This is a genomic window from Pantoea sp. X-Soil-OKNW-713 (genome assembly GCF_059730685.1).
On record NZ_AP035996.1, the window covers coordinates 369,609 to 393,000 of the forward strand.

Annotated in this window: 24 protein-coding genes; 7 read left to right on the top strand and 17 right to left on the bottom strand. The window is 56.8% G+C overall.

Annotation, left to right across the window (positions count from 1 at the left end; translation table 11 throughout):
- Positions 1-3: 3 nt before the first annotated feature.
- On the top strand, positions 4-762 hold the full coding sequence (locus AC6I8R_RS22145) for a glutamine amidotransferase (protein WP_208725641.1): 759 nt from the start codon (positions 4-6) through the stop codon (positions 760-762).
- Positions 759-1,880, top strand: coding sequence for a M20 family metallopeptidase (locus AC6I8R_RS22150; RefSeq protein ID WP_497832920.1), 1,122 nt, complete (start codon positions 759-761; stop codon positions 1,878-1,880). The genes AC6I8R_RS22145 and AC6I8R_RS22150 overlap by 4 nt, the downstream gene beginning before the upstream one ends.
- Positions 1,881-1,934: 54 nt before the next feature.
- Here AC6I8R_RS22150 and AC6I8R_RS22155 read toward each other — a convergent pair whose 3' ends face one another.
- Positions 1,935-2,870 carry an AraC family transcriptional regulator gene (locus AC6I8R_RS22155; protein WP_415175631.1) on the bottom strand — a complete coding sequence of 312 codons (936 nt, stop codon included), beginning with the start codon at positions 2,868-2,870 and terminating at the stop codon, positions 1,935-1,937.
- 105 nt (positions 2,871-2,975) lie between these two features.
- Between AC6I8R_RS22155 and AC6I8R_RS22160 the strand changes: the two genes are divergently transcribed.
- Positions 2,976-3,812, top strand: a complete 837-nt coding sequence (locus tag AC6I8R_RS22160; protein ID WP_415175632.1) for an oxidoreductase — start codon at positions 2,976-2,978, stop codon at positions 3,810-3,812.
- A 133-nt stretch (positions 3,813-3,945) separates the two neighbouring features.
- On the opposite strand, the gene fdhA is transcribed toward AC6I8R_RS22160, so the two are convergent.
- The gene (gene fdhA / locus AC6I8R_RS22165; RefSeq protein WP_497832921.1) at positions 3,946-5,145 is read right to left on the bottom strand and encodes a formaldehyde dehydrogenase, glutathione-independent; all 1,200 of its coding nucleotides are present in this window, start codon (positions 5,143-5,145) and stop codon (positions 3,946-3,948) included.
- A gap of 326 nt (positions 5,146-5,471) precedes the next feature.
- Positions 5,472-6,680 carry a pyridoxal phosphate-dependent aminotransferase gene (locus AC6I8R_RS22170; RefSeq protein ID WP_497832922.1) on the bottom strand — a complete coding sequence of 403 codons (1,209 nt, stop codon included), beginning with the start codon at positions 6,678-6,680 and terminating at the stop codon, positions 5,472-5,474.
- A 67-nt stretch (positions 6,681-6,747) separates the two neighbouring features.
- On the opposite strand from AC6I8R_RS22170, the gene AC6I8R_RS22175 reads away from it, so the two are divergent.
- Positions 6,748-7,824, top strand: a complete 1,077-nt coding sequence (locus AC6I8R_RS22175) for a glutamine amidotransferase-related protein (protein WP_497832923.1) — start codon at positions 6,748-6,750, stop codon at positions 7,822-7,824.
- On the opposite strand, the gene AC6I8R_RS22180 is transcribed toward AC6I8R_RS22175, so the two are convergent.
- Genes AC6I8R_RS22180 through AC6I8R_RS22210 form a run of 7 tightly spaced genes read right to left on the bottom strand, consistent with a single transcriptional unit; the run spans position 7,808 to position 14,494 of the window.
- Positions 7,808-8,731, bottom strand: coding sequence for a dihydrodipicolinate synthase family protein (locus AC6I8R_RS22180; protein ID WP_497832924.1), 924 nt, complete (start codon positions 8,729-8,731; stop codon positions 7,808-7,810). The two genes, AC6I8R_RS22175 and AC6I8R_RS22180, sit on opposite strands and share 17 nt — an antisense overlap.
- A 9-nt stretch (positions 8,732-8,740) precedes the next feature.
- Positions 8,741-9,910 (bottom strand): M24 family metallopeptidase, encoded by a 1,170-nt coding sequence (locus AC6I8R_RS22185; protein WP_497832925.1) that lies wholly within the window; start codon positions 9,908-9,910, stop codon positions 8,741-8,743.
- On the bottom strand, positions 9,897-10,997 hold the full coding sequence (locus tag AC6I8R_RS22190) for a mandelate racemase/muconate lactonizing enzyme family protein (protein ID WP_497832926.1): 1,101 nt from the start codon (positions 10,995-10,997) through the stop codon (positions 9,897-9,899). The genes AC6I8R_RS22185 and AC6I8R_RS22190 overlap by 14 nt, the downstream gene beginning before the upstream one ends.
- Positions 10,994-12,169 carry a M20 family metallopeptidase gene (locus AC6I8R_RS22195; protein ID WP_415175639.1) on the bottom strand — a complete coding sequence of 392 codons (1,176 nt, stop codon included), beginning with the start codon at positions 12,167-12,169 and terminating at the stop codon, positions 10,994-10,996. Before AC6I8R_RS22195 ends, AC6I8R_RS22190 begins: the two co-directional genes overlap by 4 nt.
- Before the next feature lie 13 nt (positions 12,170-12,182).
- Positions 12,183-12,929 (bottom strand): amino acid ABC transporter ATP-binding protein, encoded by a 747-nt coding sequence (locus AC6I8R_RS22200; protein WP_013511539.1) that lies wholly within the window; start codon positions 12,927-12,929, stop codon positions 12,183-12,185.
- Positions 12,926-13,651 carry an amino acid ABC transporter permease gene (locus AC6I8R_RS22205; protein WP_208725653.1) on the bottom strand — a complete coding sequence of 242 codons (726 nt, stop codon included), beginning with the start codon at positions 13,649-13,651 and terminating at the stop codon, positions 12,926-12,928. Before AC6I8R_RS22205 ends, AC6I8R_RS22200 begins: the two co-directional genes overlap by 4 nt.
- Positions 13,652-13,681: 30 nt before the next feature.
- Positions 13,682-14,494 (bottom strand): ABC transporter substrate-binding protein, encoded by an 813-nt coding sequence (locus AC6I8R_RS22210; RefSeq protein WP_497832927.1) that lies wholly within the window; start codon positions 14,492-14,494, stop codon positions 13,682-13,684.
- A 185-nt stretch (positions 14,495-14,679) separates the two neighbouring features.
- On the opposite strand from AC6I8R_RS22210, the gene AC6I8R_RS22215 reads away from it, so the two are divergent.
- Together AC6I8R_RS22215 and AC6I8R_RS22220 are read left to right on the top strand one after the other, a co-directional pair.
- On the top strand, positions 14,680-15,576 hold the full coding sequence (locus tag AC6I8R_RS22215; RefSeq protein ID WP_415175640.1) for a GntR family transcriptional regulator: 897 nt from the start codon (positions 14,680-14,682) through the stop codon (positions 15,574-15,576).
- 53 nt (positions 15,577-15,629) lie between these two features.
- Positions 15,630-16,415 (top strand): SDR family oxidoreductase, encoded by a 786-nt coding sequence (locus AC6I8R_RS22220; RefSeq protein WP_497832928.1) that lies wholly within the window; start codon positions 15,630-15,632, stop codon positions 16,413-16,415.
- Positions 16,416-16,522: 107 nt separating this feature from the next.
- Here AC6I8R_RS22220 and AC6I8R_RS22225 read toward each other — a convergent pair whose 3' ends face one another.
- Genes AC6I8R_RS22225 through AC6I8R_RS22255 form a run of 7 tightly spaced genes read right to left on the bottom strand, consistent with a single transcriptional unit; the run spans position 16,523 to position 22,229 of the window.
- The gene (locus AC6I8R_RS22225) at positions 16,523-17,344 is read right to left on the bottom strand and encodes a substrate-binding domain-containing protein (RefSeq protein WP_497832929.1); all 822 of its coding nucleotides are present in this window, start codon (positions 17,342-17,344) and stop codon (positions 16,523-16,525) included.
- A gap of 23 nt (positions 17,345-17,367) precedes the next feature.
- Complete coding sequence (locus AC6I8R_RS22230) at positions 17,368-18,018, bottom strand: LysE family translocator (protein WP_497832930.1); 651 nt, start codon at positions 18,016-18,018, stop codon at positions 17,368-17,370.
- A gap of 54 nt (positions 18,019-18,072) precedes the next feature.
- On the bottom strand, positions 18,073-18,693 hold the full coding sequence (locus AC6I8R_RS22235; RefSeq protein WP_497832931.1) for a tetratricopeptide repeat protein: 621 nt from the start codon (positions 18,691-18,693) through the stop codon (positions 18,073-18,075).
- Positions 18,694-19,500 carry an SDR family oxidoreductase gene (locus AC6I8R_RS22240; protein ID WP_497832932.1) on the bottom strand — a complete coding sequence of 269 codons (807 nt, stop codon included), beginning with the start codon at positions 19,498-19,500 and terminating at the stop codon, positions 18,694-18,696.
- Positions 19,487-20,152: an iron-containing redox enzyme family protein gene (locus AC6I8R_RS22245; protein ID WP_497832933.1), complete on the bottom strand. Its 666-nt coding sequence runs from the start codon at positions 20,150-20,152 to the stop codon at positions 19,487-19,489. Before AC6I8R_RS22245 ends, AC6I8R_RS22240 begins: the two co-directional genes overlap by 14 nt.
- On the bottom strand, positions 20,153-21,589 hold the full coding sequence (locus AC6I8R_RS22250; RefSeq protein ID WP_497832934.1) for an AMP-binding protein: 1,437 nt from the start codon (positions 21,587-21,589) through the stop codon (positions 20,153-20,155).
- Entirely contained in the window at positions 21,579-22,229 is a 651-nt protein-coding gene (locus AC6I8R_RS22255; RefSeq protein WP_497832935.1) for a thermostable hemolysin, read from the bottom strand. The genes AC6I8R_RS22250 and AC6I8R_RS22255 overlap by 11 nt, the downstream gene beginning before the upstream one ends.
- A gap of 491 nt (positions 22,230-22,720) precedes the next feature.
- Between AC6I8R_RS22255 and AC6I8R_RS22260 the strand changes: the two genes are divergently transcribed.
- Positions 22,721-23,296 carry a cytochrome b/b6 domain-containing protein gene (locus tag AC6I8R_RS22260; protein WP_497832936.1) on the top strand — a complete coding sequence of 192 codons (576 nt, stop codon included), beginning with the start codon at positions 22,721-22,723 and terminating at the stop codon, positions 23,294-23,296.
- The last annotated feature ends 96 nt before the right edge of the window (positions 23,297-23,392 follow it).

Consider the following 23,392-nt stretch of genomic DNA (forward strand, 5'->3'; position numbering starts at 1 on the left):
ATCATGACGAAAAAGGTTTTGCTGGTAGGTGAATCCTGGACCAGCACCGCGACACATATCAAAGGCTTTGATCAGTTTGCTACCGCCACCTGGCACAACGGCGCGGTAGATTTTCTTGCCGCGTTAGCGGATAGCGCTTATCAGATCACCCATATGCCGGTACATGAAGCGCCGGAGCAGTTTCCGCTGACGCTGGAAGCTTTGCAGGCGTGGGATGTGATTATTCTGTCGGATATCGGGGCCAATACCCTGTTGCTGCATCCGGCCACCTGGCTGAAAAGCCAGCGCACCGCCAACCGCCTGACGCTGCTGCATGATTATGTCGCGCAGGGCGGCGCACTGATGATGATTGGCGGTTACTACAGCTTCCAGGGCATTAACGGTGGCGCGCGTTATCGCAACACCGCAGTGGAGCAGACCTTGCCGGTACGTTGTCTCGCCTGGGATGACCGGGTGGAGCGACCGGAAGGTTGTTATCTGGAGCAGACCACCCCCCATGCGGTGCTGGAGAATCTGCCTGGCGATATGCCGTGGCTGCTGGGCTACAACGAGGTGGAGATGCAGCCGGAAGGTCAGTTGCTGGCGACGGTGGCGGGCACCGCCCATCCGCTGCTGGCGGTGCGTGAGTACCAACAGGGACGCACCCTGGTGTGGACCAGCGACATGTCGGCCCACTGGCTGCCGCCGGAGTTTGCCCAATGGTCCGGTTTTCGCCAGCTGTGGATCAACTGTCTCGACTGGCTCACCGGGGCACACGCATGAGCGCAGTCGTCGCTTTAACCCAGCAATTGCTGGGTTTTAACACCATCAATCCACCGGGTGACGAGGCCGCCTGCATGGCCTGGCTGGCAGATTACCTCGAACAGGCAGGATTTACCGTGCAGCGCCACAGCTTCGGCGATCGGCGCGTCAATCTCATCGCTACCCTGCCCGGTGCAGCGGGTGGAGCGCCACTCGGTTTTACCGGCCATCTGGATACCGTCCCGCTCGGTAACGCCGAATGGCAGTTCGATCCTTTTGGTACCGATGTGCGCGATGACCGCCTGTATGGTCGAGGCAGCAGCGATATGAAAGCGGCGATTGCCGCGTTTATTCTTGCCTGCGTCCGACATAAAGATGCCATCATGGCGGGCAGCGGCGTGGTGTTGTACCTCACCGGCGGCGAAGAAACCGGTTGTGACGGCGCTCGCGCCTTGATTGCCAGCCAAACGCTGCCCCAGCCGGGGGCGTTGATTGTCGGTGAACCGACCGCCAACTATCCGGTGATCGGGCATAAGGGCGCGCTGTGGCTGCGTTGTGAAACGCGTGGCAAAACCGCTCATGGCGCGATGCCGCATCTTGGTATCAACGCCATCTACCTCGCAGCCGAGGCATTGGGCAAGATTCAGCATTTCTCACCGGGTGCGCCGCATCCGTTAATGAAGCAGCCGACGCTCAACGTCGGCCGCATTCAGGGCGGATTAAATATCAACTCGGTGCCGGACCGCACCGTCTTTGATGTGGATATCCGCACCGCGCCGAATCTGCAACATGCTGAGATCCGCCAGCGCCTGGCCACCACCCTGGGTGAAACGGTGTTTATCACCACCCTGGTGGATCTGCCAGCGGTGCTGAGTGCCGCACAGCAACGCTGGATACAGCAGATTTTCCAGTTATGTCAGCCGCTGCACAATGAAGCCCTTACGCCGCGCATTGTGCCTTACTTTACCGATGCCTCGCTGCTGCTCCCGGCACTCGGTTCACCGCCCTGCGTGATCCTGGGGCCGGGTGAACCGACCCTGGCGCATCAGACCGATGAATATTGCCTGCTGTCACGGCTGGCGGAAGCGGAGGCGTTATACGGGGAGATTATTGTGCAGTGGATGACGGACGGGGCGTGATAAATCACGCCGCTACGCAAACCGGTCCGTAGCGGCGCGATTTATCGCGCGTGGTTAATGCGATGAAATAAATATCGCGTCTGGCTGTTCCGGCGGCACGGCAAAATGTTGCTGCATCCTGCGGCTCTCCTCGGCGGGCGGCAGGCCAAACAGGCGTTTAAATTCACGGTTAAACTGCGATGGGCTTTCATATCCCACGGCGAAACTGGCCGCTGCCGCGGTCAGCGTCTGGCGCACCATCAACATCCGCGCCTGATGCAGCCGCACTGATTTCACGTACTGCATCGGGGCAACGCCGGTTATCGCTTTAAAATGGCTGTGGAAAGTCGGCACGCTCATCCCCGCTTCGGCGGCCAGTTGCGCCAGTTGCAGCGGCTGCGCATAGCAGGCGTGGATATGGCGCAACGCTTTACTGACTTTACCAAATTGCCCCTGCTGACTTAACGCAGCGCGCAATACGCTGCCCTGCGCGCCGGTCAATACGCGATAATACAACTCACGCATCAATGCTGGCCCGAGGATCACCGCATCACGCGGGTCATGCAGCGCCTGCAAAAAACGCAACACGGTGCTTTTCATTACGGCATCCATCGGGCTGGACATCATACTTTGCGGCGCAGGGATCGGCTGTGTACCGCCCTGCTGATCAAGTTGCAGCATCAGCTCCGCCGCCACCGCGAAATCCAGATGCAGGTAGATGGCGAGCAATGGCCGTTCGGCTGACGCCGCCGTTTCCATCACAAAAGGCACCGGTACGGATACCGCCAGGTATTGCTGCTCGTCATAAAGATAAACCTGATGGCCCAGATAACCGCGTTTGCTGCCCTGGCAAACAATCACGATGCCCGGATCGTACAGCACCGGCGTGCGCGCCAGCGGACGGTCAGAACGCAGGATACGTACCTGCTCCAGCGCGGTCAGGTTATAGCCTTCCTGCGGAGCCAGCGCCCGCAGCAACGTCACCATCTGCGCCTGGATATTATCGCTCATAACCCACCCCTCATAAGATTAGGCAATAAAAGCAGAAGATACGGCCTCAATACAAGTCATGGGTGAGAATATTATGCATTTTCACGTTTATAGGGAGCGAATCTAATGTCATCAACCAAGACCTTGTTTATCACCGGCGTCAGCAGCGGCTTTGGTCGTGCGCTGGCACAACAGGCATTGAGCCAGGGCCATCGGGTGATTGGCACCGTACGCAATCAGGCGGCAAAGCAGACGTTTGAAGCGCTGAAACCCGGCTATGCCAGCGCCTGCCTGCTGGATGTGACCGATTTCTCCGCCATTGAAGATTGCGTCAATGCCGTGGAGTCCCACCAGGGAGCGATTGATGTGCTGGTCAACAATGCCGGTTACGGCCATGAAGGGGTGATGGAGGAGTCTTCGCTGGAGGAGATGCGCCGTCAGTTTGACGTCAACGTGTTTGGTGCCGTGGCGATGATCAAAGCGGTGCTGCCGTATATGCGCCAGCGCCGTCGCGGCCACATTATCAACATCACCTCGATGGGCGGATTTATCACCATGCCCGGCATTACGTATTATTGCGGCAGTAAATTTGCGCTGGAAGGCATTTCCGAAGCGCTGGGCAAAGAACTCCAGCCTTTTGGCATCTTCGTCACTGCCGTGGCACCCGGCTCATTCCGCACCGACTGGGCGGGACGTTCAATGGTACGTAGCGCGCGCAGCATCCCTGATTACGATACCTTGTTTGATCCTATCCGCCAGGCGCGCGTGGAGAAAAGCGGCAAACAATTGGGCGATCCGCAAAAAGCCGCACAGGCGATGCTGGCCATTATCGCCAGCGACAATCCGCCGTCGCATTTGTTACTGGGCAGTGATGCGCTGACGCTGGTGCGAAATAAGCTGGCAACGTTACATGAGGAGATGGATCGCTGGGAGGAATTAACCCGTTCCACCGATGGCGAATAATAAATTATCAGGAAAGGTAAATTATTTAACCTGAATCTCACCCTGCGCCAGCACCCTATTTCTCTGCTAAATACTGGCGCAGTTTTCTAACAATTACCCGATGACATTCTCACACAAAAAATAGGTTCTCTGGCTAGGGTTTCGAGAAAGAAAAATGCGGATCAATAACAAATTTTTTCGGTGCGCCGGAATCAAATTCACTGTAACCGCGCGGTGCATCTTCCAGAGAAATCACTTCAACACCCACTATTTTGGCAATCGGAATGCGATCCCACAGAATAGCCTGCATCAGTTGGCGATTATATTTCATCACCGGTGCCTGACCGGTCTGGAAGGCGTGTGATTTCGCCCAGCCCAGTCCGAGACGAATGCTCAGGCTACCCATTTTGGCAGCCTGATCGACCGCACCCGGATCTTCGGTGACGTACAGACCGGGCACCCCGATTTTTCCTGCCACCCGCGTCACCTGCATCAGCGCGTTAAGCACCGTGGCCGGGGCTTCATGCTGCGCGCCTTCATGGCCGTGTCCACGCGCCTCAAAACCAACGGCATCGATGGCGCAATCCACTTCTGGCTCGCCGAGGATATCAGCAATCTGCTCATGCAACGGGGTATCTCTACTGAGATCAACCACTTCGAAACCCTGTTGCGCCGCATGTTTAATGCGCGCCTCATTCATATCACCGACAATCACCACCGCCGCCCCCAGCAGACGGGCTGACGCCGCAGCCGCCATCCCCACCGGACCGGCCCCGGCCACATAGACGGTGCTGCCGGGGCCGACACCAGCGGTGACTGCGCCATGAAAGCCGGTCGGCAGAATATCGGAAAGACAGGTTAAGTCTTTGATTTTCTCTAACGCCTGCTCACGATCCGGCAGCTTGAGTAAGTTGAAATCGGCATAAGGTACCAGCACATACTTCGCCTGGCCGCCGACCCAATCGCCCATATCCACGTAACCATACGCGCCCCCGGCACGGGCCGGATTGACCGTCAGGCAGACGCCGGTATGTTGTTCTTTACAGGAACGGCAACGGCCACAAGCCACGTTGAACGGCACCGACACCACATCGCCGATAGCAAACCTTTCGACATCGCGCCCGAGTTCAATCACCTCGCCGGTGATTTCATGGCCGAGTACCAGGCCTTCCTGGGCGGTAGTTCGCCCACGCACCATATGTTGATCGGAACCGCAGATATTGGTGGATAACACTTTGAGGATCACCCCGTGCTCTATTTTCTTCCCTCGGGGATCGTGCATTTTTGGATAATCAATCGACTGGACTTCAACTTTACCTTTACCTATGTAGACCACTCCACGATTTTCAGACATGTGAGTACCTTTCAGATAGTTGGCTGGTTATTAAGTTTTGAATGTCGCAGTTGAGCATAGAGACATACTCTGCGCCCTTAAGCTTAATAACTCCCCCCGCTAACGAACGATATTTATCCTGTTATTATTTGTGATGTGTGCAAGGCGTCACAATTAAATTAATCATCATTCAACTTGTGGATAATTTCAGCGAGAAACTGATTAGGACCGAATTTAATTATATCGCCATTAATTATGCGTGATAAATCACGCCGCTACGGTGTGTGCAGAATTGCGGAACGGTACGTGCAGAATTCCGTAGCGGCGCGATTTATCGCGCAATACACCTAACGCAGTTTGCCGCACGCCGCCGTCAGTCGCTGACAGGCGGTTGCCAGCAGCGCATCATCTACCGCATAAGCGATACGCAGATAACCCGGCGTACCAAATGCTGAACCGTGCAGCACCGCCACTTGCGCTTCTGCCAGCAACCAGGACGCCAGCGCCTTATCGTCAGCGATCCGCTCGCCGTCCGGCGTCTGTCGTCCGAGCAACCCCTGGCAATTGGCGAACACATAAAATGCGCCCTGCGGGGCGCTGGCGCTCAGGCCGTCAACCGCTGCCACCATCGCCAGCACCTGCTGGCGGCGCTGATCCAGCTTTTCCAGCCAGCCCACCAGAAAATCCGCCGGTTGATTGAGCGCGGCGACTGCCGCCGCCTGGGCGATGCTGCTGGGGTTGGAGGTGCTTTGCGATTGCAGCACCTGCATTGCCGCAATCAGCCAGCGTGGTCCCGCGGCGTAGCCCAGACGCCAGCCGGTCATGGCATGGCTTTTCGATACTCCGTTCACCGTCAGGGTGCGATGCGCCAGTTGCGGAGCCACTTCCGCAAAGGTGGCAAATGGCGTCTGGTCATAACGCAGCGGTTCATAGATATCATCTGCCATGATCAACACCTGAGGATGATCGGACAGTACCGCTGCCAGCGCGCGCAGTTCCTGCGCGCTGTAAATCGCGCCGGTTGGATTGCCGGGTGAATTGAGGATCACCCAGCGCGTCTCTGGCGTCAGCGCCGCGGCAAGCGCGGCCGGTTGCAGTTTCCAGCCATGCTGTTCATCACAGGGCACTATCACCGGCTCACCTTCAGCCAGCGTCACCATATCGGGATAGGACACCCAATAAGGGGCCGGGATGATCACCTGCTGCCCGACATCCACCGTTGCCAGCAACGCATTGAAAATCAGCTGTTTGGCACCGCTCCCGGCAATGATTTCATCCGGGGCGAATTGCAGTTGATTGTCACGGGCAAACTTTCCGGCAATCGCTGCTTTTAATACCGCCGTACCCGCCACCGCAGTGTATTTGGTTTGCTGCTGGATAATCGCCTCAATCCCGGCATAACTGATGGCTGCTGGCGTGGCGAAATCCAGCTCACCTTCCCCTAAATTGATCACCGCTTTTCCTGCGGCCTCCAGTTCACGCACCTGGTCAGAAATGGTGGCGGTGGGCGAAGGTCGTACCCGCTGCATACGCCGGGCCGTTTGACTGATATTCATAAATCCTCTTTTGTATCTGATGATTCAACTAATACAATTATTCACCCAACATCAGCAGGAAATCGCCGTGTCACTCATATTCATTCTTGATGATTCACCCTTACCAGCTCGTTACGGTGTCACCGCCAGCCACTGGGCTAACCAACACAGGCTGCCGTTATGGAGCCTGCGCCCTGACTTCTGCGGCGATGTGCCCGATAGCCATCAACATGTGGCGCGAGCCGGTTACTGCGTTACCAGCGGCCTGTATCGCAGCGATACGCTGCAACAGGAAGTCAGCACGGTCAGCGCACTGCCCACGGCAGACGCGGTGATTGTCTTACCCGCCACGCGCGCCGCCGATATCGCCGATCTGCCGGGTACGCGGCTGTACAGCCACGATGGCGGTCAGGCGCTGACGCTGCGCGATAATGCGCCCCCCCTGCTGACGCTGCACGCCGACCACTATGGTCGCTGGTCAGCCACGCCAACCGTGGAAACACCCCCTGGGCTGCGCATTGGTCTGATTGGCCGGGAAGCCGATCATCGCCAGGCCTATCCCGCCACGCTGGCGGCGCTGGGCGATGCCGCAGCGGCATTGCATCTGACACTCGACATCCGTTTTTTGCCGCCTGCCACCTTATCCATCGACCTGCACGAACTGGACGGCCTGCATGGCGTGCTGCTGCCGGGCGGTTCCTCGATGGCGGCGGTGCAGGGGCAAATCCGCGTGGCGCAAGCGACCCGAAGCCTCGTACTCCCCAGCCTCGGCCTGTGCCTGGGTATGCAGAGCATGAGCACTGCCGCAGTCCGCCAGCAGCCGGGTTATGCCGGAGCGATCCTCGCAGAAGTGGCACCCGATGCCGCCTTGCATAGCTTTGTGGCCTTTGCCGATCACCGTCATCGTTGCGGCGTACTGCCGTTTGCTGACGGGGAGATGCACTACAACCACCGTTATCGCTTCAACCCGGCGCTGTTGCCGCAGTTGAAGGCCAGCGGCGTGCAGGTTAACGCCCATACCGACGATATCGTTGAGGCGATTACCCTGCCCGATCATCCATTCTGGCAAGGTGTACAGGGGCATCCTGAACTGGCGTCACGCCCGGATGCCCCACACCCGCTGATTACCGCGTTCCTGCTGGCGGCACTCAGTCAGCGAGGCTGACGCCGGTACGCGCATCGCTTGCCAGCTTACGCATCACGCTGGCAAGTTGCGCCTGCGCATCGGCAGAGATCGGCAGCAGCGGCGCACGGACGCGACCACCGTTAAAGCCCCGCAGCGCCATCGCTGCCTTGACCAGTTGCGGCTGACCGTGCTGACGCGCCAGCGCGCGGTAGTCGTACCACAGCTGATGAAGATCGCGCGCCGTCGCCGCATCGCCTTTTTCCACGGCACGGAAGGTGGCTAACACCAGCTCCGGCAGCGCGCCGCTATTGGTGGTGCTGATGCCATCAAAACCGGCCATCATCGGGCCTAAGAACGCCAGATCCGAAGCACAGAACAGGCGCAGGCGACCGCGCAGACGGTTAGCGATCTGGTCAATGGCTGTCGGGTTGAGATCGCCCTGCTTGATCCCCACCACACCGGCCACATCAGCCAGCTGCTCCAGCAAGGCTGGCGACAGCGTGATGCCAATACCCGGCGCGTTGTACACCAGGATGCCGGTTTTGGATAACGGGGCCATCTCTTTGAAATAAGCCAGAATTTGCGCATCGGTGATTTCACTGACGTAAGGTGCGGTGACCATCGGCAAGCCACCGAGGTCACCCGCCAGAGTCGTCAGCTCACGCGCATCGCGCGGATCGGAACTGGCGCTGCACAGCATCACCGGGATGCGATCCTGGACGCAGTCCATCACCTGATGGAACAGTTCACGACGTTCCGCCAGCGACATCACCGGGAATTCACCGTAGGTTCCACCAATCAGAATGCCGTCATAACCCAGACCAATGACGCGCTCAATGTTTTCGCGCAGCGCAGCGAAGTCGATCGCGCCTGTGGCATCAAACGGCGTGACGGTGATGTTGAAAATGCCACGCAGGCGTTCACGGCATTCGTTAATGTCTTTCATGAGAATTCCTTACAACAAAGTTAATGGACGAGCGAGACTGCCAAGCTGGCGATAACCGGTTTCCGTCACCACCACGGTTTCACTGACGCCAACGGTGAATTCACCGTAAATACGCAGCGCAGGCGGGATATGGAAGGTCATACCGGGTTGCAATTCGGTGGTGACACCGCTGTACAGACTGAGGATGCCGCCTTCGCCCCAGTCAGGTGCGAACGAGACACCGATGGAGTAGCCGGTACGTTTTTTGAAGTTGTCGGTAAAGCCTGCGCGATCAATCACTTTCTGGCAGGCCAGATGCGGCTCAGCGCAGGTGGCTCCCGGACGGATGGCATCCAGCGCGGCCTGTAAAGCCTCCTGACACACCTTTTCCATCTCGATGGCAATCGCCGGTGGGCGGCCAATCCACGCCGAACGCATCAGCGCGGCGTGGTAACGATCATGCGCGGCGGCCATTTCGAGGAACACCGGTTCGTTATCCTGCAACACGCGACGACGCCAGGTGCCGTGCGGCACGCCACTGCGCGGACCGCTGGACACCAGCGGCTCCATGCCGACATATTCAGAACCGGCGGCGATCGCCGCCCCCATCATTGCCGATACCAGCGCGTTCTCGTCGCTGCCGCTTCGGATCGCCGCCATGCCAGCACGCATCCCGGCATCAACGTAGCGGGCGGCAGTGGCAATTTTTTCCACTTCAGCGGCGGATTTCACCGCGCGCAGCGGTTCGATCACCCCGGCGGTGTCGGCGATGGCGCCGAGTTTGCTTTGCAGCAGTTCATACACGGCGATTGGCAGGAACCAGCCGCGTTTATCCAGCCCGATGCGCTTATTCAGCCAGCCTTTTTGTTGCAGCATGCCGACGAGGAAATCCACCGGGTTATCACCGTCCTGATAAATAGCGGCGTCAGAAATAAAGGTGTTGGCGATAAAGTTGAAGTATTCCAGTTGGCGAATGACAAACACCGGTTCCCCTTCGACCGGCAGCAGCAGCGCCTGGAAAGTGTAATAACCGGGGGTTTGTTGCCCGGTCAGCCAGAAAATGTTTTCCGGCCCGGTGACGATCATCACATCAACACCGGCAGCATTGAGACGCTCGCGGGTGCGCTGGATACGCAGCGCGTACTCATCCGCGCTGAACGCAGATTCACTGCCCTGAACCACATTATTAAGCTGTTGCATCACTAAACTCCTGGAGGAAAGTGGCGCGAGCGGCAGCAAACTGCACGCCCAGGCCGGGAGAATCATTTACGGCAACCAAGCCGCAGGTATAGGAAAGACCGCTGACCGGATCGTCAATCAGACCATCCGCGCCGTAGAGTTCGGCAAACGCCGGTTGCAGCACGCGGCACAGCTGCAATGCCGCCGCTGTGGCAGCGTGGCCTTCATTCATCTGGCCGATCATGAAGGGAATATCCGCATCTTGCAGACGACGTGCCGCCGCCAGCGTTGGGGCCAGGCCGCCTAACTTCACCAGCTTGAGATGGCCCCACAGCGCGCCCTGTGCCGCGATCAGCCGATCAATCGCCGCTGCGCTGTTGAGGCTTTCATCCAGCATGATCGGGATGGCGTACTGCGCCAGTTCGGCCAGATGGCGATCGTCAGCCGGGGCCAGCGGTTGCTCGATATAGCTCAGCCCCAGGGCTTGCAACTGCGGCAACGCGTGATGCGCATCGGCCAGCGACCATTGGCCGTTGACGTCAATCGCCAGTGAGATGCGATCGCCAAAGGTGTTACGCAGCGCCTGTAAACGCGCCAGATCGGTGGCGAAATCTGCCACGCCGGTGCGCAGCTTGAGCTGGGTAAAACCGCGAGCGACATAGTCCTGCGCCTGCGTCAGCATCTGCGCTTCGCTGCCCCAGAACAGCGTCTGGTTGGTGGCAAAACGCGGCATCGTCGCCGGTGCACCCAGCCAGGCTGCCAGGCTGACACCCTGCTCACGCGCCAGCAGATCGTGCAGCGCCATATCCAGCAACATGCGCGACGGTGCCAGCAACGGGCTGTCAGCCGCATGTACTGCCGCCAGCAGGGTGCGGGCATCGGCGCGCCAGTCCCACTGCGTCAGCATCGACAGCAGATTGTCTAACACCTGTTGTTCGCTGTAGCCGTGCAGATAGGCGATATTGAGCCGCACCTCGCCCACCCCTGTTGTGACGTTGTCACTCAGTTGCAACCACAAGGTATCAAGCGCATGTACCGCGCCAGACGCGGCGGTATGCAACGTCACCCCGGCGTAATGCAGGTCGCCGCGCCACAGTTGCGCCTTCACGCGGTGACCTCCACAGGCAGCAGCGCCAGCGCGATATCCAGGTAGATGCTGGCTGCGGCGATAAACTCTTCCACCGGGACAAATTCATCTGGCTTATGCGCCACCGCCAGCGCACCGGGACCAATCACCACACCTTTCGCACCGAGGGTGCGGAAATGCACCAGATCGCAGCCGCCCTGAAAACCAAACGGGCCGGGCTCCGGCTGACCGTGGCGACGGCAGGCCGCCAGGCTGTGCTGCACAATGGCTTCGCTGCTGTCGGTTTCGGTGGCACCGCCGGTGGTCGGCTGCCAGGCGATGATTTCCGCCTCAACGCCGGATTGCGCGTGGGCATGATCCAACAGTTGTTGCAACTCAGCTTTGACCACCGCCTCGTCTTCCCCCGGCACCATGCGGCGATCCAGCAGCAGTTCACAGCTATCCGGCACCACGTTATCGGCATGGCCACCGTGTACACGGGTCACCGTCAGGCTGGCATTCCCAACCAGCGCATGGCAGCGGCAACGCACCTGCTGATGATGGGCTTCTTCGATTAACCCCAGCAGCTTCGCCGATTGGTAAATGGCGTTGATACCCAGCTCCGGCGTCCCGGAATGCGCCGTCACCCCTTTGACCCGCACGCGCGGACGCAGGCTGCCTTTATGTGCCGAGAACGTCGCGTTGGAGGTCGGCTCGCCAATCACCGCAAAGTCGATGGCTGGTGGTTGGTCGCGCACATAAAATTTCGCCCCTTCGCTAGCCACCTCTTCGTCGGCGGTGAACACCCCCATCAGGGTGCCGGACCAGCTATGGCGGTTGGCCGCCAGCATGCGTAGTGCCTCAACCATCGCCACCAGCGGACCTTTGGCGTCGCAGGCACCGCGACCGTATAAACGCCCGTCGCGTTCGGTCAGGGTGAAGGGATCGCTCGACCAGCCACTGCCTGCGGGCACGGTGTCGAGATGGGTATTGAAGGCGAAACAGGGACCGTCGCCGTTTTTCAGCAACGCGATGACGTTGGTGCGTCCCGGTGCGTATTCGCTGAAGGAGAGATCAAAACCCGCCTCACGTAACCAGCCGGCGACGCATTCTGCCGCCTCGCGTTCATGGCCCGGCGGGTTTTCGGTATTGATGGCGACCAGCGCGGCAAGATCCCGCTTCATGCGCACACTGTCTGCCTGGTAACGACTCATAGGTACTCCGCTATTAATGTAAGATCTGGTCGAGGAAACGTTTGGCGCGTTCGCTGACCTGGCCGGTAAAGAAGTCCTGGGCGCTGGCGCGTTCGAGAATTTCGCCCTCTTCCATAAACAGAATTTGATTGGCGGCACGGCGGGCAAACCCCATCTCATGGGTGACCACCATGCTGGTCATGCCTTCGGCGCTGAGTTCCGCCATCACATCCAGCACTTCACGGATCATCTCCGGATCGAGTGCCGAGGTAGGTTCGTCGTACAACATCAGTTCCGGTTTCATTGCCAGCGCACGGGCGATCGCCACGCGCTGCTGCTGACCGCCGGACAACTCATCCGGGAAGTGGTCGGCACGATCGTTGATGCGCACTTTCGCCAGCAACGCTTCCGCCTGCTTACGTGCCTCGATACGGTTGACGCCCAGTACCGTCATCGGCGCCAGCATGATGTTTTCCGCCGCCGTGAGATGCGAAAACAATTCGTAATTCTGAAACACCATGCCAATGCGCTGCCGAAGCTGATGCGGTGGCACCTCTCCCCGGCTGATGTTCTGACGGGCAAAGAACACGTCACCGCTATCCGCAGGCGACAGCAAATTGACACAGCGCAGCAGCGTAGATTTGCCGGAGCCAGAGGGGCCGATCAGCACCACGGTTTCGCCACGATTGACGCTAAGCGAACAATTTTTCAGTACGGTCTGACGACCAAAGGTTTTGTCGATGCCGATCATCTCCAGCAACGGTTTGCGTTCATGGTTCATGACACCTCCCGGGCGGGTTTAGGCAGTTTCAGGTCGTGGGATTGCGCTTTCTGGCTTTTACGACGGCGCTGTTTCGGATCGAGCGTGCGTTCCAGCCATGACTGGAAAATCATGAACAGCGTGGTGAGCAGCAGATAGTAGATACCGGCGGCGCACAGCGCTTCGAAGTAGCGGAAGCTGGCGCTGGCGGTCTGGTTCGCCACCAGTAGCAGCTCCTGTACCGCAATCACTGACACCAGCGCGCTCGATTTGAGCATGCTGATCATCTGATTCCCCATCGGCGGCAGCACAATGCGCGCCGCCTGTGGCAACACGATCTTGCGCATGATCTGCGCGTTGGTCATCCCCAGCGCCATGCCTGCGGTACGTTGCCCGCTTTTCACCGCCTGTAAGCCGGAGCGCAGGATTTCCGCCATATACGCGCCCTCGTTGAGTGAGAGCGCCAGCACTGCACAGGTAAACGCGGAGAAGCGTAAGCCGAAGCCTGGCAGCACGTTGTAGACAAAGATGATCTGGAACAGCACTGGCGTGCCACGAAACAGCCACAGGTAGAAAAACGCCAGCCCCTTTCCGGCGCGGAAAGGCGCTTCCTGTAGCAGGGCCAGTACCAGACCCAGCACCACGCCACACAACAGTGAGCAGAGGGTGATTAACAGTGTCATCCAGGCGCCCTTAAGAAATTCAGGGGAAAGGAAGTACTGCCACATTAAATCAATCGACATAGCTATCTCCGGTTAACGGCTTGAAACGCATCAAAAAATGGCAACGGAATCCGGGAAGTTCCATTTCTCAATCAGTTGCTTGTAGGTGCCATCTTTCACCAGGCTTTGCAGACCCTTCTCCAGTTGCGCTTTGGTTTCGGCATCGCCTTTACGTACCGCAAACGCGATATGGGTGTCGGCTTCGAACTCCGGGCCAACCGCTTCGAACACATCGGGTTTCTCGCTGAACAGCGCCAGAGTCCCCGGCGTGGAGAGGAATTCGGCATCGGCGCGGCCCTGCGCCACCGCCACGGCGGAGTCCGTGGCGGCCGGGAAGGTCAGCACATTGATGGCAGCTTTGTTGGCCGCGACGCAGTTTTTGTTGTCCACACGCGCCTGGCTCTCTTCGACACCGCCGAGGGTGACGGCGATGTTTTTACCGCACAGCGACATATCACGACCGGTGATCCCGGCGGGATTGCCTTTACGTACCACCACGCGACTGCCGATCTTGAGATAAGGCACAAAATCGACCTGCGCGGCACGGGTCGGGTTGACGTACATCGCCGAGTTAATGATGTCGAGGCGTTTACCCTGTAACGCCGGGATCAGGCCTTTGAACTCCATCGCCATCGGCGCGGGCGTCAGATCAAGGTGTTTGCTCAGCGCGGTGATTAAATCGATATCAAAGCCGGTGAGCTTGCCGTCTTTGACGAACTCGAACGGCATAAAGGTGGCTGCCGTGCCATAGGTCAGTTTGCCGGGGCTGACGCTTTCCACCGCGGCATGGCTGACCACTGGCAGCAACGCCAGGCTGAACATCATTCCGCGCAGGCGGTTTAAGGTGAAATAAGAGCTGGGCATCGTCGTCTCCTGGTTAATATATTGGATTTTGTGAATCAACAAATACAATCATGATGACAAGAACACGTCCCTTCCTGGTGCACTTGCACGCTTATCGTGCAGTTCCTGCTTTATTTCGCTGCAAAACTTTTCCCGTGTTATTGTATATTCAGATCACAACAATACACTTAAGGTACAAGCTCTCCATGCAGCCTGACTCAACTGCGAGCAGTCGCCGGATCGCCCGGCAAATCCTTGACCTGATATATGAAGCAAGATTCGATCCAGGTCATCATTTACGTGAACAACATCTGGCCGATGCGCTGGGGGTGTCGCGCACGCCAATTCGCGCCGGATTGAAAGAATTGACACGGCTGGGGGCAGTGGAAGCCCGGCCAAATCAGGGATTCTTCCTGCTAAAAAGTGCCGATGCGCTGCAACAACTCAACATCGAACAAACCAAAAGTAATGATCAAACCCTGTATGAATTGCTGGTGCGGGATCGCATTGCCGGTACTCTGCCGGAATCCTTTACCCAGACCGAAATTGCCCAGCGCTATGACGTCGATCGTGGCGTATTGACGCGCACGCTGGTGAAGCTGTCAGAGGATGGCCTGATTGCACGCAATGCCGGGCACGGCTGGCGTTTCCTGCAAACACTCAACTCCGAGGTCGCGCTGCGTAACAGCTACGGTTTTCGCCTGATGATTGAACCCGCTGCCCTGTTGACGCCCCAGCTACGGGTTGATCGCCAGCTGTTGAAACGCCTGCGCGCCCAGCATCTGTGGCTGATTACCCACCCGGATATCACCCAGGTTCCGGCGAAAGATATCTTCGAAACCGATGCCTCGTTCCACGAGTTGCTGGCGGAGGCCAGCGGTAATCTGTTTGTATTGCAGGCGATTCAGCAGCAGAACCGCCTCCGCCGCCTGATGGAGTTCGGCAGCTACCACAACAAACGCCGCGTGAAAGAGTGGTGCGAAGAACATGTCGCCATCATTGATGCATTGCGGGAAAACAAGCAGGAACTGGCCGCCAGTCTGATGCAGCAACATCTGCAATTTGCCTATGACCAGGTGAATATTAAGCAGCCACGTAAATAACCGGCATCATTTTTGCACATCATGATCCTGAAAATACAATCAGGAGTGGTTTTATGGATTTGCAAATACAACATCGGGTCGCGCTGGTTTGCGGTGCGGGCAGCGGTTTAGGCCGGGCGATGGCGCTGTCACTGGCGCATGAAGGGGTCAAGGTTGCAGTGACCGGACGCAATCTGGAAAAGCTGGGCGAAACCGTCAGTCAGATCCAACAACAGGGTGGCACTGCGCACGCCTGGCAACTGGATTTGGCGGCACCCGACAGCTTTGATGCGGTGCTGAATGCGATTCGTCAGCACTGGGGCGATATCGATATTCTGGTGAACAACTCCGGCGGCCCACCACCCGCCAGCGCCCAGGGCACTGCCACCGCCGTCTGGCAGCAGCAGTTTGCCCTGATGGTATCCTCACTGATCGCGCTGACGGACAAAGTGCTGCCCGCCATGCGTCAGCAGGGTTGGGGCCGCATTATCACCTCAACCTCCTCCGGGGTGATTGCCCCCATCCCGAATCTGGCGCTGTCCAATGCGCTGCGTATGAGTTTGCTCGGCTGGTCAAAAACGCTGGCAACCGAAGTGGCAGCGGATGGGGTGACGGTGAATGTGATGGTGCCGGGACGTATCGCCACCGATCGTGTCAGCCAACTGGACGCCATCAAAGCGAAGCGCGAAAACAGCACGCCGGATGCGGTAGCGGAAAAGAGTCGCCAGGGGATCCCGGCAGGTCGTTACGGTACGCCGGAAGAGTACGGCGCGACGGCGGCGTTTCTTGCCAGCCAGGCAGCCAGTTATATCACCGGCACGGTATTACGGGTGGATGGCGGGATGATTGACGCGATTTAATTCACAAAATCCGTCGCGCCGCGATTAATCACGCAATTCCGATCGCGCTGGCGTAAAACCCGCGCGATAAATCGCGCCGCTACAGACAGGGGCGCGATTTTTTTCGATTAATGGCGGCTGGCACAACCGCATTGTGACATTTCGCCATGAACGTGTTTGCCATGATGCGAATGACGCACCTGCAATTCGCCCTGTTGCCATGCCCCGCTGTTGTCGATACGGTTGTCCAGCAGGCGATTTAACGCCTCCGCCACCAGCAAATCGCGACGCTGCGTCCAGCTGGTGAGATGCCAGGCAGAGGAACGCGCCTCGTCGACATCATCAAAACCGACCACGCCGATATGCACGCCCTGACCGAAGTCCCGCACCGCCTGCATGGCACCGAAAGCCAGCACATCATTCTCGCAAAACAAAGCATTGATACGTTCTGATGCACGCGCTTTTTTCAGGTAGGCCATCATCGCCTGGTACGCCAACTCACGGTCGTCGTTACCCGCCACGAATTGTTGATCCAGCGTTTTATCTGCGGCCTCGAGACTGGCGGCAAAGCCCTGCATCTGACGCGATTGCGTCTGGGTTTCACGTCCATGCATAAAACCAAAGCGCTGATGCCCCTGAGCCAATAACAGGCGACCTATTTCTTCCCCCGCCGCGTAGCCATCCACGCGCAGCGCCCGCTCACCACTCAGCCAGATAGCCGGGATCGACGTCGTCTCTTCGCCATACAGGGCGGTGAGGAAAATCAATCCCGTGATCCCCAACTCGCCAGCCTGATTGAGTAACGTCAGGTAATGCTCGCGTGAATCGACGTTGAGCAGCAGGCTCAGACAACCCCGCGCGTTCAATTGCCGCGTCACTTCATTCAGCATCTTTACGCTGTTGGGATTGGTGAACTCGTCACTGACGATGCCAATAACCGCTGTTGCCATGAATTGCCTCTCCAGAAAAAAGGTTAGCCGCGACGGGTCAACGCCAGACGAATCCCCAGGCCAATAAAGGTGATGCCCACCACCCGATCCAGCAGGCGCTGCATCGCAGCATTTTTCGCGACCGCGCTGGCAGCCCCACCGGCTAACAGCGCAAAACAGGTATCGGTGGCGAAACCAATCAAGGCATAGGTCAGGCCCAGAATCAGGAAGGATTGCGCATGATGCGCGCCGTCAATCACCACAAATTGTGGGAAGAAGGCGATAAAAAACAGTAAAACCTTGGGATTGGTAATGGAAGTGATCAGGCCACGCGACAGCAGGCTGCGGGTGCTGGCGGTGGTTTTGGCGACCAACTCGTCAGCGCTGGATGCGGCCTGTCGCCGCATCAGCGTGCCCCACACCATTTTGCTGCCGAGAAAAATCAGATACGCGGCACCGATATATTTGATCACCGTAAACAGCAACGGCGAGGCGGCAATCAGCGCGGTCAATCCAATGGCGCTGGCAATCGCATGGGTACAGCTACCCAGCGCCACGCCTGCCGCCGAGATCACCCCGGAACGTCGTCCATTCGCCACGCTTTGCCCCACCACATACGCCAGGTCAGGGCCGGGCGTAATACAAAGTAAAAACACCGAGGCGAGAAAAAGAGGGAAATGCATGATGTCCAGCATGGGGCGCTCCTGTAGGTCGATTTTAACCAAATCATAACAGGAATCTGTCCCGGCCTATTCCAGTTTGTTTAAATCACGCTGAATATCGGCATGCCTGCCACTGTCGGCAATTTCTCTCCCCGGGCGTGGTGCTGCCTCGAGTGCTTTCTCCAGGTACCGTTTTGCGACTGCCTTATTTCCTTGTTCGAGCTGAAAATCACCGTAAAAATAGTTTGGATCGATGCCGTCCGGGTTGATAGCCAGTGCTTTTTGCAGCATCTCTTCCGCTTTTTTATTATCACCAAAGCCAATCGGCCAGCCCGGTACCTGGTAATAGAGGGCACCCAGACTGGTATAGGCTGATCCCTGCAAGGCTGCCGGATTCAGCGCCAGCGCTTTCTCCAGATCGGCTTTAGCCTGCTTAACCAGGCTAAGTGCGCCCAGCCCACCTTTGGCTCCGGCCCAACTGCTGTCAATGATTGCACTCCAGATCAGTAAAGCAGGATCATTTTCCCGATCTGAAACACCGTGCGCCTGCTGACTGAGTGTGCTGAAGCAGTTTTGCTTCTGATTTTCCAGTGAACGGTACTGGCAGACCGACCAGCCCTGCTGTAGTGAGGCCAGTGTCACTTCAGCACAGGCGACACCTGGCAGCGTCAACAGCGCCAGGGATAACATTGCGCAACGAGGTTTCATTTATTTCATCTCCACGACATCATCTGACCGCAGAAAGCGGGTAATAAGCGGTAGTTTTTTTAATAGCGCCCGATCAACCAGCCCCGGAAAAATTGCGTTAATACGGACGAAGAAGCGCTCCATAACCCCAATTCGCGCTCTGCGTCGGCCCCGTAGCAGCGTCTCTGAAATAAATTCGGCAACGGTTTCGGGTGCATCACTTTTATTACCCAGCGCTCGGTTCATGGCATTTACCGCAGGTGAATTCAGTGGAGTCTGAGTTGATCGGGGCGCAACATACAAAACCTGAATGCCCGTAGCGCTCAGTTCACGGCCAAGGGCTTCGGAAAAGCGGTGCAACGCCGCTTTGGATGCACAGTAGACGCTATATCCCGGATGTCCCAACTCGCCGAGGATCGAACCTACGTTTAGGATGGTGCCCCCCGCGCTGAACTGGTGAATCAACGCACGCGTAAGCAATAATGGAATTTCCACATTAGCCCGCAACTGATCACGCACGTCAGCAAAACTGTGCTGTTCAAGCAGTGCAAAGCGGCTGGTACCGGCATTATTAATCAGGACGTCGAGACGTTGTCCGGCATGAAAACAATGGCCGAGTGACAGGATTTCATCGTCATTGTAGTTGGTCACAGCACAGACGGTATGCCGTTCAGGGTGCTGAATTCCGAGGCGCAACGCCTCCAGCTCAGCCTGGTTGCGTCCGACCAGCCACAGAGACGCCCCGCTGGCAGCCAGCCGCGCAGCCAGAGCTTGACCAATGCCGCCGCTGGCTCCGGTTAGCATGATATTTTTGTTACGCAGTTCCACGGGGCACCTCTGCAAGCGCACTCAGCATATCGCCGTAAAGTGCATAAACTTCGCGAGCAGTATGAATGATGTCCTGCTGATCACATTCGTTCGTTACCTGGTCCATCAGGCTGGCAAAAAACTTCAAATGTTCGAGGTCAAGTGCGCCGTGTGAACGCAGATAGGTCGTGGCTTCTTCCGGTAAACTCAGCGACTGCTGTAGTGATGCTGCAATTGGTGTAGCAATATTGACGCTGGTCCCCTCCAGCACATGAACCATGCCAAAGATACAGAGCGGGTTGACACGTTCAATGCGGTAATACAGATACGCGAGCATCAACTCAATAGCCCGTCCTGGCTGGCCCTGCCGTACACTGTCGGCATCACCGCCACAGGCGCGAATATCGTTGAGGATCCATTCGTGGTGCCCATATTCTTCCTCAATATATTCCGCTATCGCAGCACGCAACCACTCTTTCTCCGCAGGCAGGCGGCTTCCTGCTGCCATCAGCAGCGGGACCGTATGGCTGACGTGATAATAGGCCTGTGCCAGAAATGCAATGTACATCTCCCGCGTAACCGCCCCCTGCGCACTGCGTGCAATAACGGGGTTGTTTAACATGGCATCGCGCGCCTGTTGCGTCTGATCCTGCAACTGTTGATAAAAGGCCATTTAAATGTACTCCTCAGTACTGAGTATGTGTTGCTTCATCAACGTCCAGATTGCATCGCGACGTGGACGGCCGTTTGCGGTGATAAGATCGGGTGATGAAATTAACGGGGTAAAAATAAGACGATGGGGACGCGCGTAATCCGGCAATATCGCCGCTAACGCCATTAACTGTTCGCGAGCAGACACTTCCATGCCATCAAAGGCATGAATCAGCGCGACATTGCTTTTCAGGCCTTCACCAAACATGACGATGCGCCGGACAGCAGTACAGCTCATCGCCTCGGCCTCAATCCATTCTGGCGAGAAGTTACGACCGAAGGCGGTGATCTGCACATTACGCGCCCGCCCCTTGATGTGAATAAACCCTGCGGCATCCTGTTCCGCAATATCGCGGGTATTAATTAGCGGACCAAAAGGCGCTTCACCAAGGTAACCTGCGGCATTTCCCGGACTCGCAACCAGTAAATTGCCTGCGGAGTCCACAGATAGCTCAATCCCCGGTAAAGGGCGCCCGGTGCTGCCCAGCGCCTGACTATCAGGTAAATTCAGCGTGACAACCGAGCCACACTCAGTAAGTCCATAGCCTTCATAGATTGGCAGTCCCGCCTGTCGGGCTGCGTACAGTAGGCCGGAAGCCACTTTCCCGCCACCAGCGGCGACAAACTTCAGCGGTGACGTGGCTGCTGGCAGGCGGCGATGTACGATACTGAGCACGCGCACCAGCTCAGGGACCAGAACCAGACTCTGCGGATGCCAGCGCACTAAAGCCTGTGCAAAAACGTCATGACTGAACTGACTGGAGCCGGTAAAACCGACTTCAGCCGCACTGGGGATAACCGTAGTCACACCGAGCAACAGTGGGACATAGCCACCACAGATATTTTCCAGCAACGTGCTCAGTGGCAACATGACCAGATGGCGACTCAGCGCCAATGGCTTCATCAATGTAGCCAACGTGGAGGCTGTCCATTCGATACCGCGTTGTGTCAGGCAAACGCCTTTAGGATTGCCGGTAGTCCCTGAGGTATAGGTGATTTTCACCGTATCCTGATGGAGAGGCGGCATGGCGACAGATGCGCATGTATGCAGCATCCCCAGTGAGATGTTCGCTGAATGCCAACCTGCCGGGGACGAGCCGCCCAGCACCCCATCAATACCGGCGGATGCCATGACCCACTCTCGCTGCTGCTGCGAGAAAAAAGGGGGGATTGGCACTGAAACGACGTGAGCTTTCAGGCAGGCCAGATCGGCAATCAACCATGCCGGACCGTTATCCAGCGCAAGTCCCAACCGTCTTACACCGGCCTGTTGCAGTTCTGATGCAAAGTCCCGGACAGCCCGTTCAAAATCAAGCCATGTCCAGCTTCGTTCGCTGCTGACAAGCGCAGTGGCGCCAGGTTTATGGTATGCATGACTGCTGAGTGTATTAATTAGCATGACAGACAATCTCCTGAGAGGGTTGCCAGGGCGCGGCGGGTAACTCACCAAAAAGATTGAATAACAACGAACTTTCAGCCAGCGCCTTCTGCCCGCCAGACAGGTCACCAGCCATAACCTGAGGTGTATGCTCGTAATAGCGCCCCCATCCCTCCGGGTTATCACTCAGACGCGAGCGGTCGGCAGCAGCAAGGCAGACCGGCTGCAAATGGAGTCGGGAAAAGGTATTACGGATTTTCCGCGTACCGGTAAACATGATGTATCGATAGCGGTAATGATTGAGCAGCAGGCAGACGGCGGCATACATAACGCGTGTCGCAGCGCCATCAACTGCCGCAAAATTGCCTGCTTCTACGATACCGTCACGCCCGGTATTGCTAAATCCATGCTGCTGGAGAGTGATTTCAGCCGGTTGATTCAGATACTGTTCCAGGAACAACGTGCCTTGCGAAGCAGGCATAACACCACAGGTTGCCAGCAAATGACCTTCACCATCACAAAGCGTCAAAATATAGGGCAACAGTGCGAAAATACTGGCGCCAAAATGCTGATGATAATGATCGCGAATAAACTCGGTGGCACTATTCAGGGATGACGAGCCCACTGCCCATTTCAGGGAACACACTGGCTTTATTCTCATGAAATCACCTTACTGCTGAAAAAATTTATCTAACCACCGTTTTCATAGGGGGGGAATATGAATCATTATCATTACACAATAGATATAGAGCTGAATCCCGATAGAAAAAAACGAATATTCCTGATACAGAGATTTCAGCATAGTTTTTCCCATTCCTTCACTTCTGGTGAGGATAAAGTCAAGTATCGCTCCCAAAGATTAATTGAACCTTAATATTAAGAAGAAAAAATAAATTCCCAGCCAGATAAGGTAAAGGAATGAAACAGGAAATCATTGATGACCGAACCCTGCCCCACTTCACTGATAAATAAAAGGAATTCATTTTTTAGAAGTTTATTCAGGTTCAGTTACACAACTGCCTGCCAGATTCGGAACCGCTCTGAACCCTCTCCGTTGCAGCTTAACCTGAGTAAATACCAATATTAAGGTTCGATTAATCTTCATCTGAAATGATTCATGCCATCACTTTACATTCTCCTAAGGTTAATCGTATGAAAGTCACGTTCTGGCGCAGTCTGCCCCATGAAGATGCCCCTTTCTTTAGAATATTACATATTATTGTGGCCGCCCTGATTCTGGCACAAATTATTAATTCCAATTTCACCGAGCGAGAAGCAATAGACGGCCACTCGCTGGAAACGGTTATCACCTGGTTGCATATTGTTTCTGGTCTGGGATTGATTGTGCTGGGCGCGGTCATGCTGGCGTGGATGTTTTCCCAACGCGGATTTAGCTGGTACTTTGCCTGGCTAAGGGCCGACTTTCGCGCTATCCGTCAGGATTTACTGACGTTGGCGAAAGGGCGACTCCCGGAGGCGCAGTCAGGTGGAATTGCCGCCACCATTCAGGGACTGGGTGTTGTTTCATTGTTGGCGGTAGCCATTATCGGCGGATTATGGTTTGCCGTTTATAATAGCCAGGGCGCATCTTCCACGCTGGCGCATTCCCTGCTCCACTGGCATAAATTTCTCACCACCTTTATTGAAATCTATTTTTATGCACATGGCGCAATGGGCATTTTGCATATTTTTCTCGAGGGTTACCATCGCTATTCAGCAGGGAAATGATAGCGCCATCGCCGTATTGGCAGGAAAGGATAAACACCACGACTGGACACACAAAAACCTTTCGTTTCTGTGTGTCTGGATAATTAAACCTGAATA

Coding starts and splice junctions, on each gene's coding strand:
- AC6I8R_RS22145 (WP_208725641.1), top strand. CDS start 4: ATGACGAAAAAGGTTTTGCTGGTAGGTGAATCCTGGACCAGCACCGCG.
- AC6I8R_RS22150 (WP_497832920.1), top strand. CDS start 759: ATGAGCGCAGTCGTCGCTTTAACCCAGCAATTGCTGGGTTTTAACACC.
- AC6I8R_RS22155 (WP_415175631.1), bottom strand. CDS start 2,870: ATGAGCGATAATATCCAGGCGCAGATGGTGACGTTGCTGCGGGCGCTG.
- AC6I8R_RS22160 (WP_415175632.1), top strand. CDS start 2,976: ATGTCATCAACCAAGACCTTGTTTATCACCGGCGTCAGCAGCGGCTTT.
- fdhA (WP_497832921.1), bottom strand. CDS start 5,145: ATGTCTGAAAATCGTGGAGTGGTCTACATAGGTAAAGGTAAAGTTGAA.
- AC6I8R_RS22170 (WP_497832922.1), bottom strand. CDS start 6,680: ATGAATATCAGTCAAACGGCCCGGCGTATGCAGCGGGTACGACCTTCG.
- AC6I8R_RS22180 (WP_497832924.1), bottom strand. CDS start 8,731: ATGAAAGACATTAACGAATGCCGTGAACGCCTGCGTGGCATTTTCAAC.
- AC6I8R_RS22185 (WP_497832925.1), bottom strand. CDS start 9,910: ATGCAACAGCTTAATAATGTGGTTCAGGGCAGTGAATCTGCGTTCAGC.
- AC6I8R_RS22195 (WP_415175639.1), bottom strand. CDS start 12,169: ATGAGTCGTTACCAGGCAGACAGTGTGCGCATGAAGCGGGATCTTGCC.
- AC6I8R_RS22200 (WP_013511539.1), bottom strand. CDS start 12,929: ATGAACCATGAACGCAAACCGTTGCTGGAGATGATCGGCATCGACAAA.
- AC6I8R_RS22205 (WP_208725653.1), bottom strand. CDS start 13,651: ATGTCGATTGATTTAATGTGGCAGTACTTCCTTTCCCCTGAATTTCTT.
- AC6I8R_RS22210 (WP_497832927.1), bottom strand. CDS start 14,494: ATGCCCAGCTCTTATTTCACCTTAAACCGCCTGCGCGGAATGATGTTC.
- AC6I8R_RS22215 (WP_415175640.1), top strand. CDS start 14,680: ATGCAGCCTGACTCAACTGCGAGCAGTCGCCGGATCGCCCGGCAAATC.
- AC6I8R_RS22220 (WP_497832928.1), top strand. CDS start 15,630: ATGGATTTGCAAATACAACATCGGGTCGCGCTGGTTTGCGGTGCGGGC.
- AC6I8R_RS22225 (WP_497832929.1), bottom strand. CDS start 17,344: ATGGCAACAGCGGTTATTGGCATCGTCAGTGACGAGTTCACCAATCCC.
- AC6I8R_RS22230 (WP_497832930.1), bottom strand. CDS start 18,018: ATGCTGGACATCATGCATTTCCCTCTTTTTCTCGCCTCGGTGTTTTTA.
- AC6I8R_RS22235 (WP_497832931.1), bottom strand. CDS start 18,693: ATGAAACCTCGTTGCGCAATGTTATCCCTGGCGCTGTTGACGCTGCCA.
- AC6I8R_RS22245 (WP_497832933.1), bottom strand. CDS start 20,152: ATGGCCTTTTATCAACAGTTGCAGGATCAGACGCAACAGGCGCGCGAT.
- AC6I8R_RS22250 (WP_497832934.1), bottom strand. CDS start 21,589: ATGCTAATTAATACACTCAGCAGTCATGCATACCATAAACCTGGCGCC.
- AC6I8R_RS22255 (WP_497832935.1), bottom strand. CDS start 22,229: ATGAGAATAAAGCCAGTGTGTTCCCTGAAATGGGCAGTGGGCTCGTCA.
- AC6I8R_RS22260 (WP_497832936.1), top strand. CDS start 22,721: ATGAAAGTCACGTTCTGGCGCAGTCTGCCCCATGAAGATGCCCCTTTC.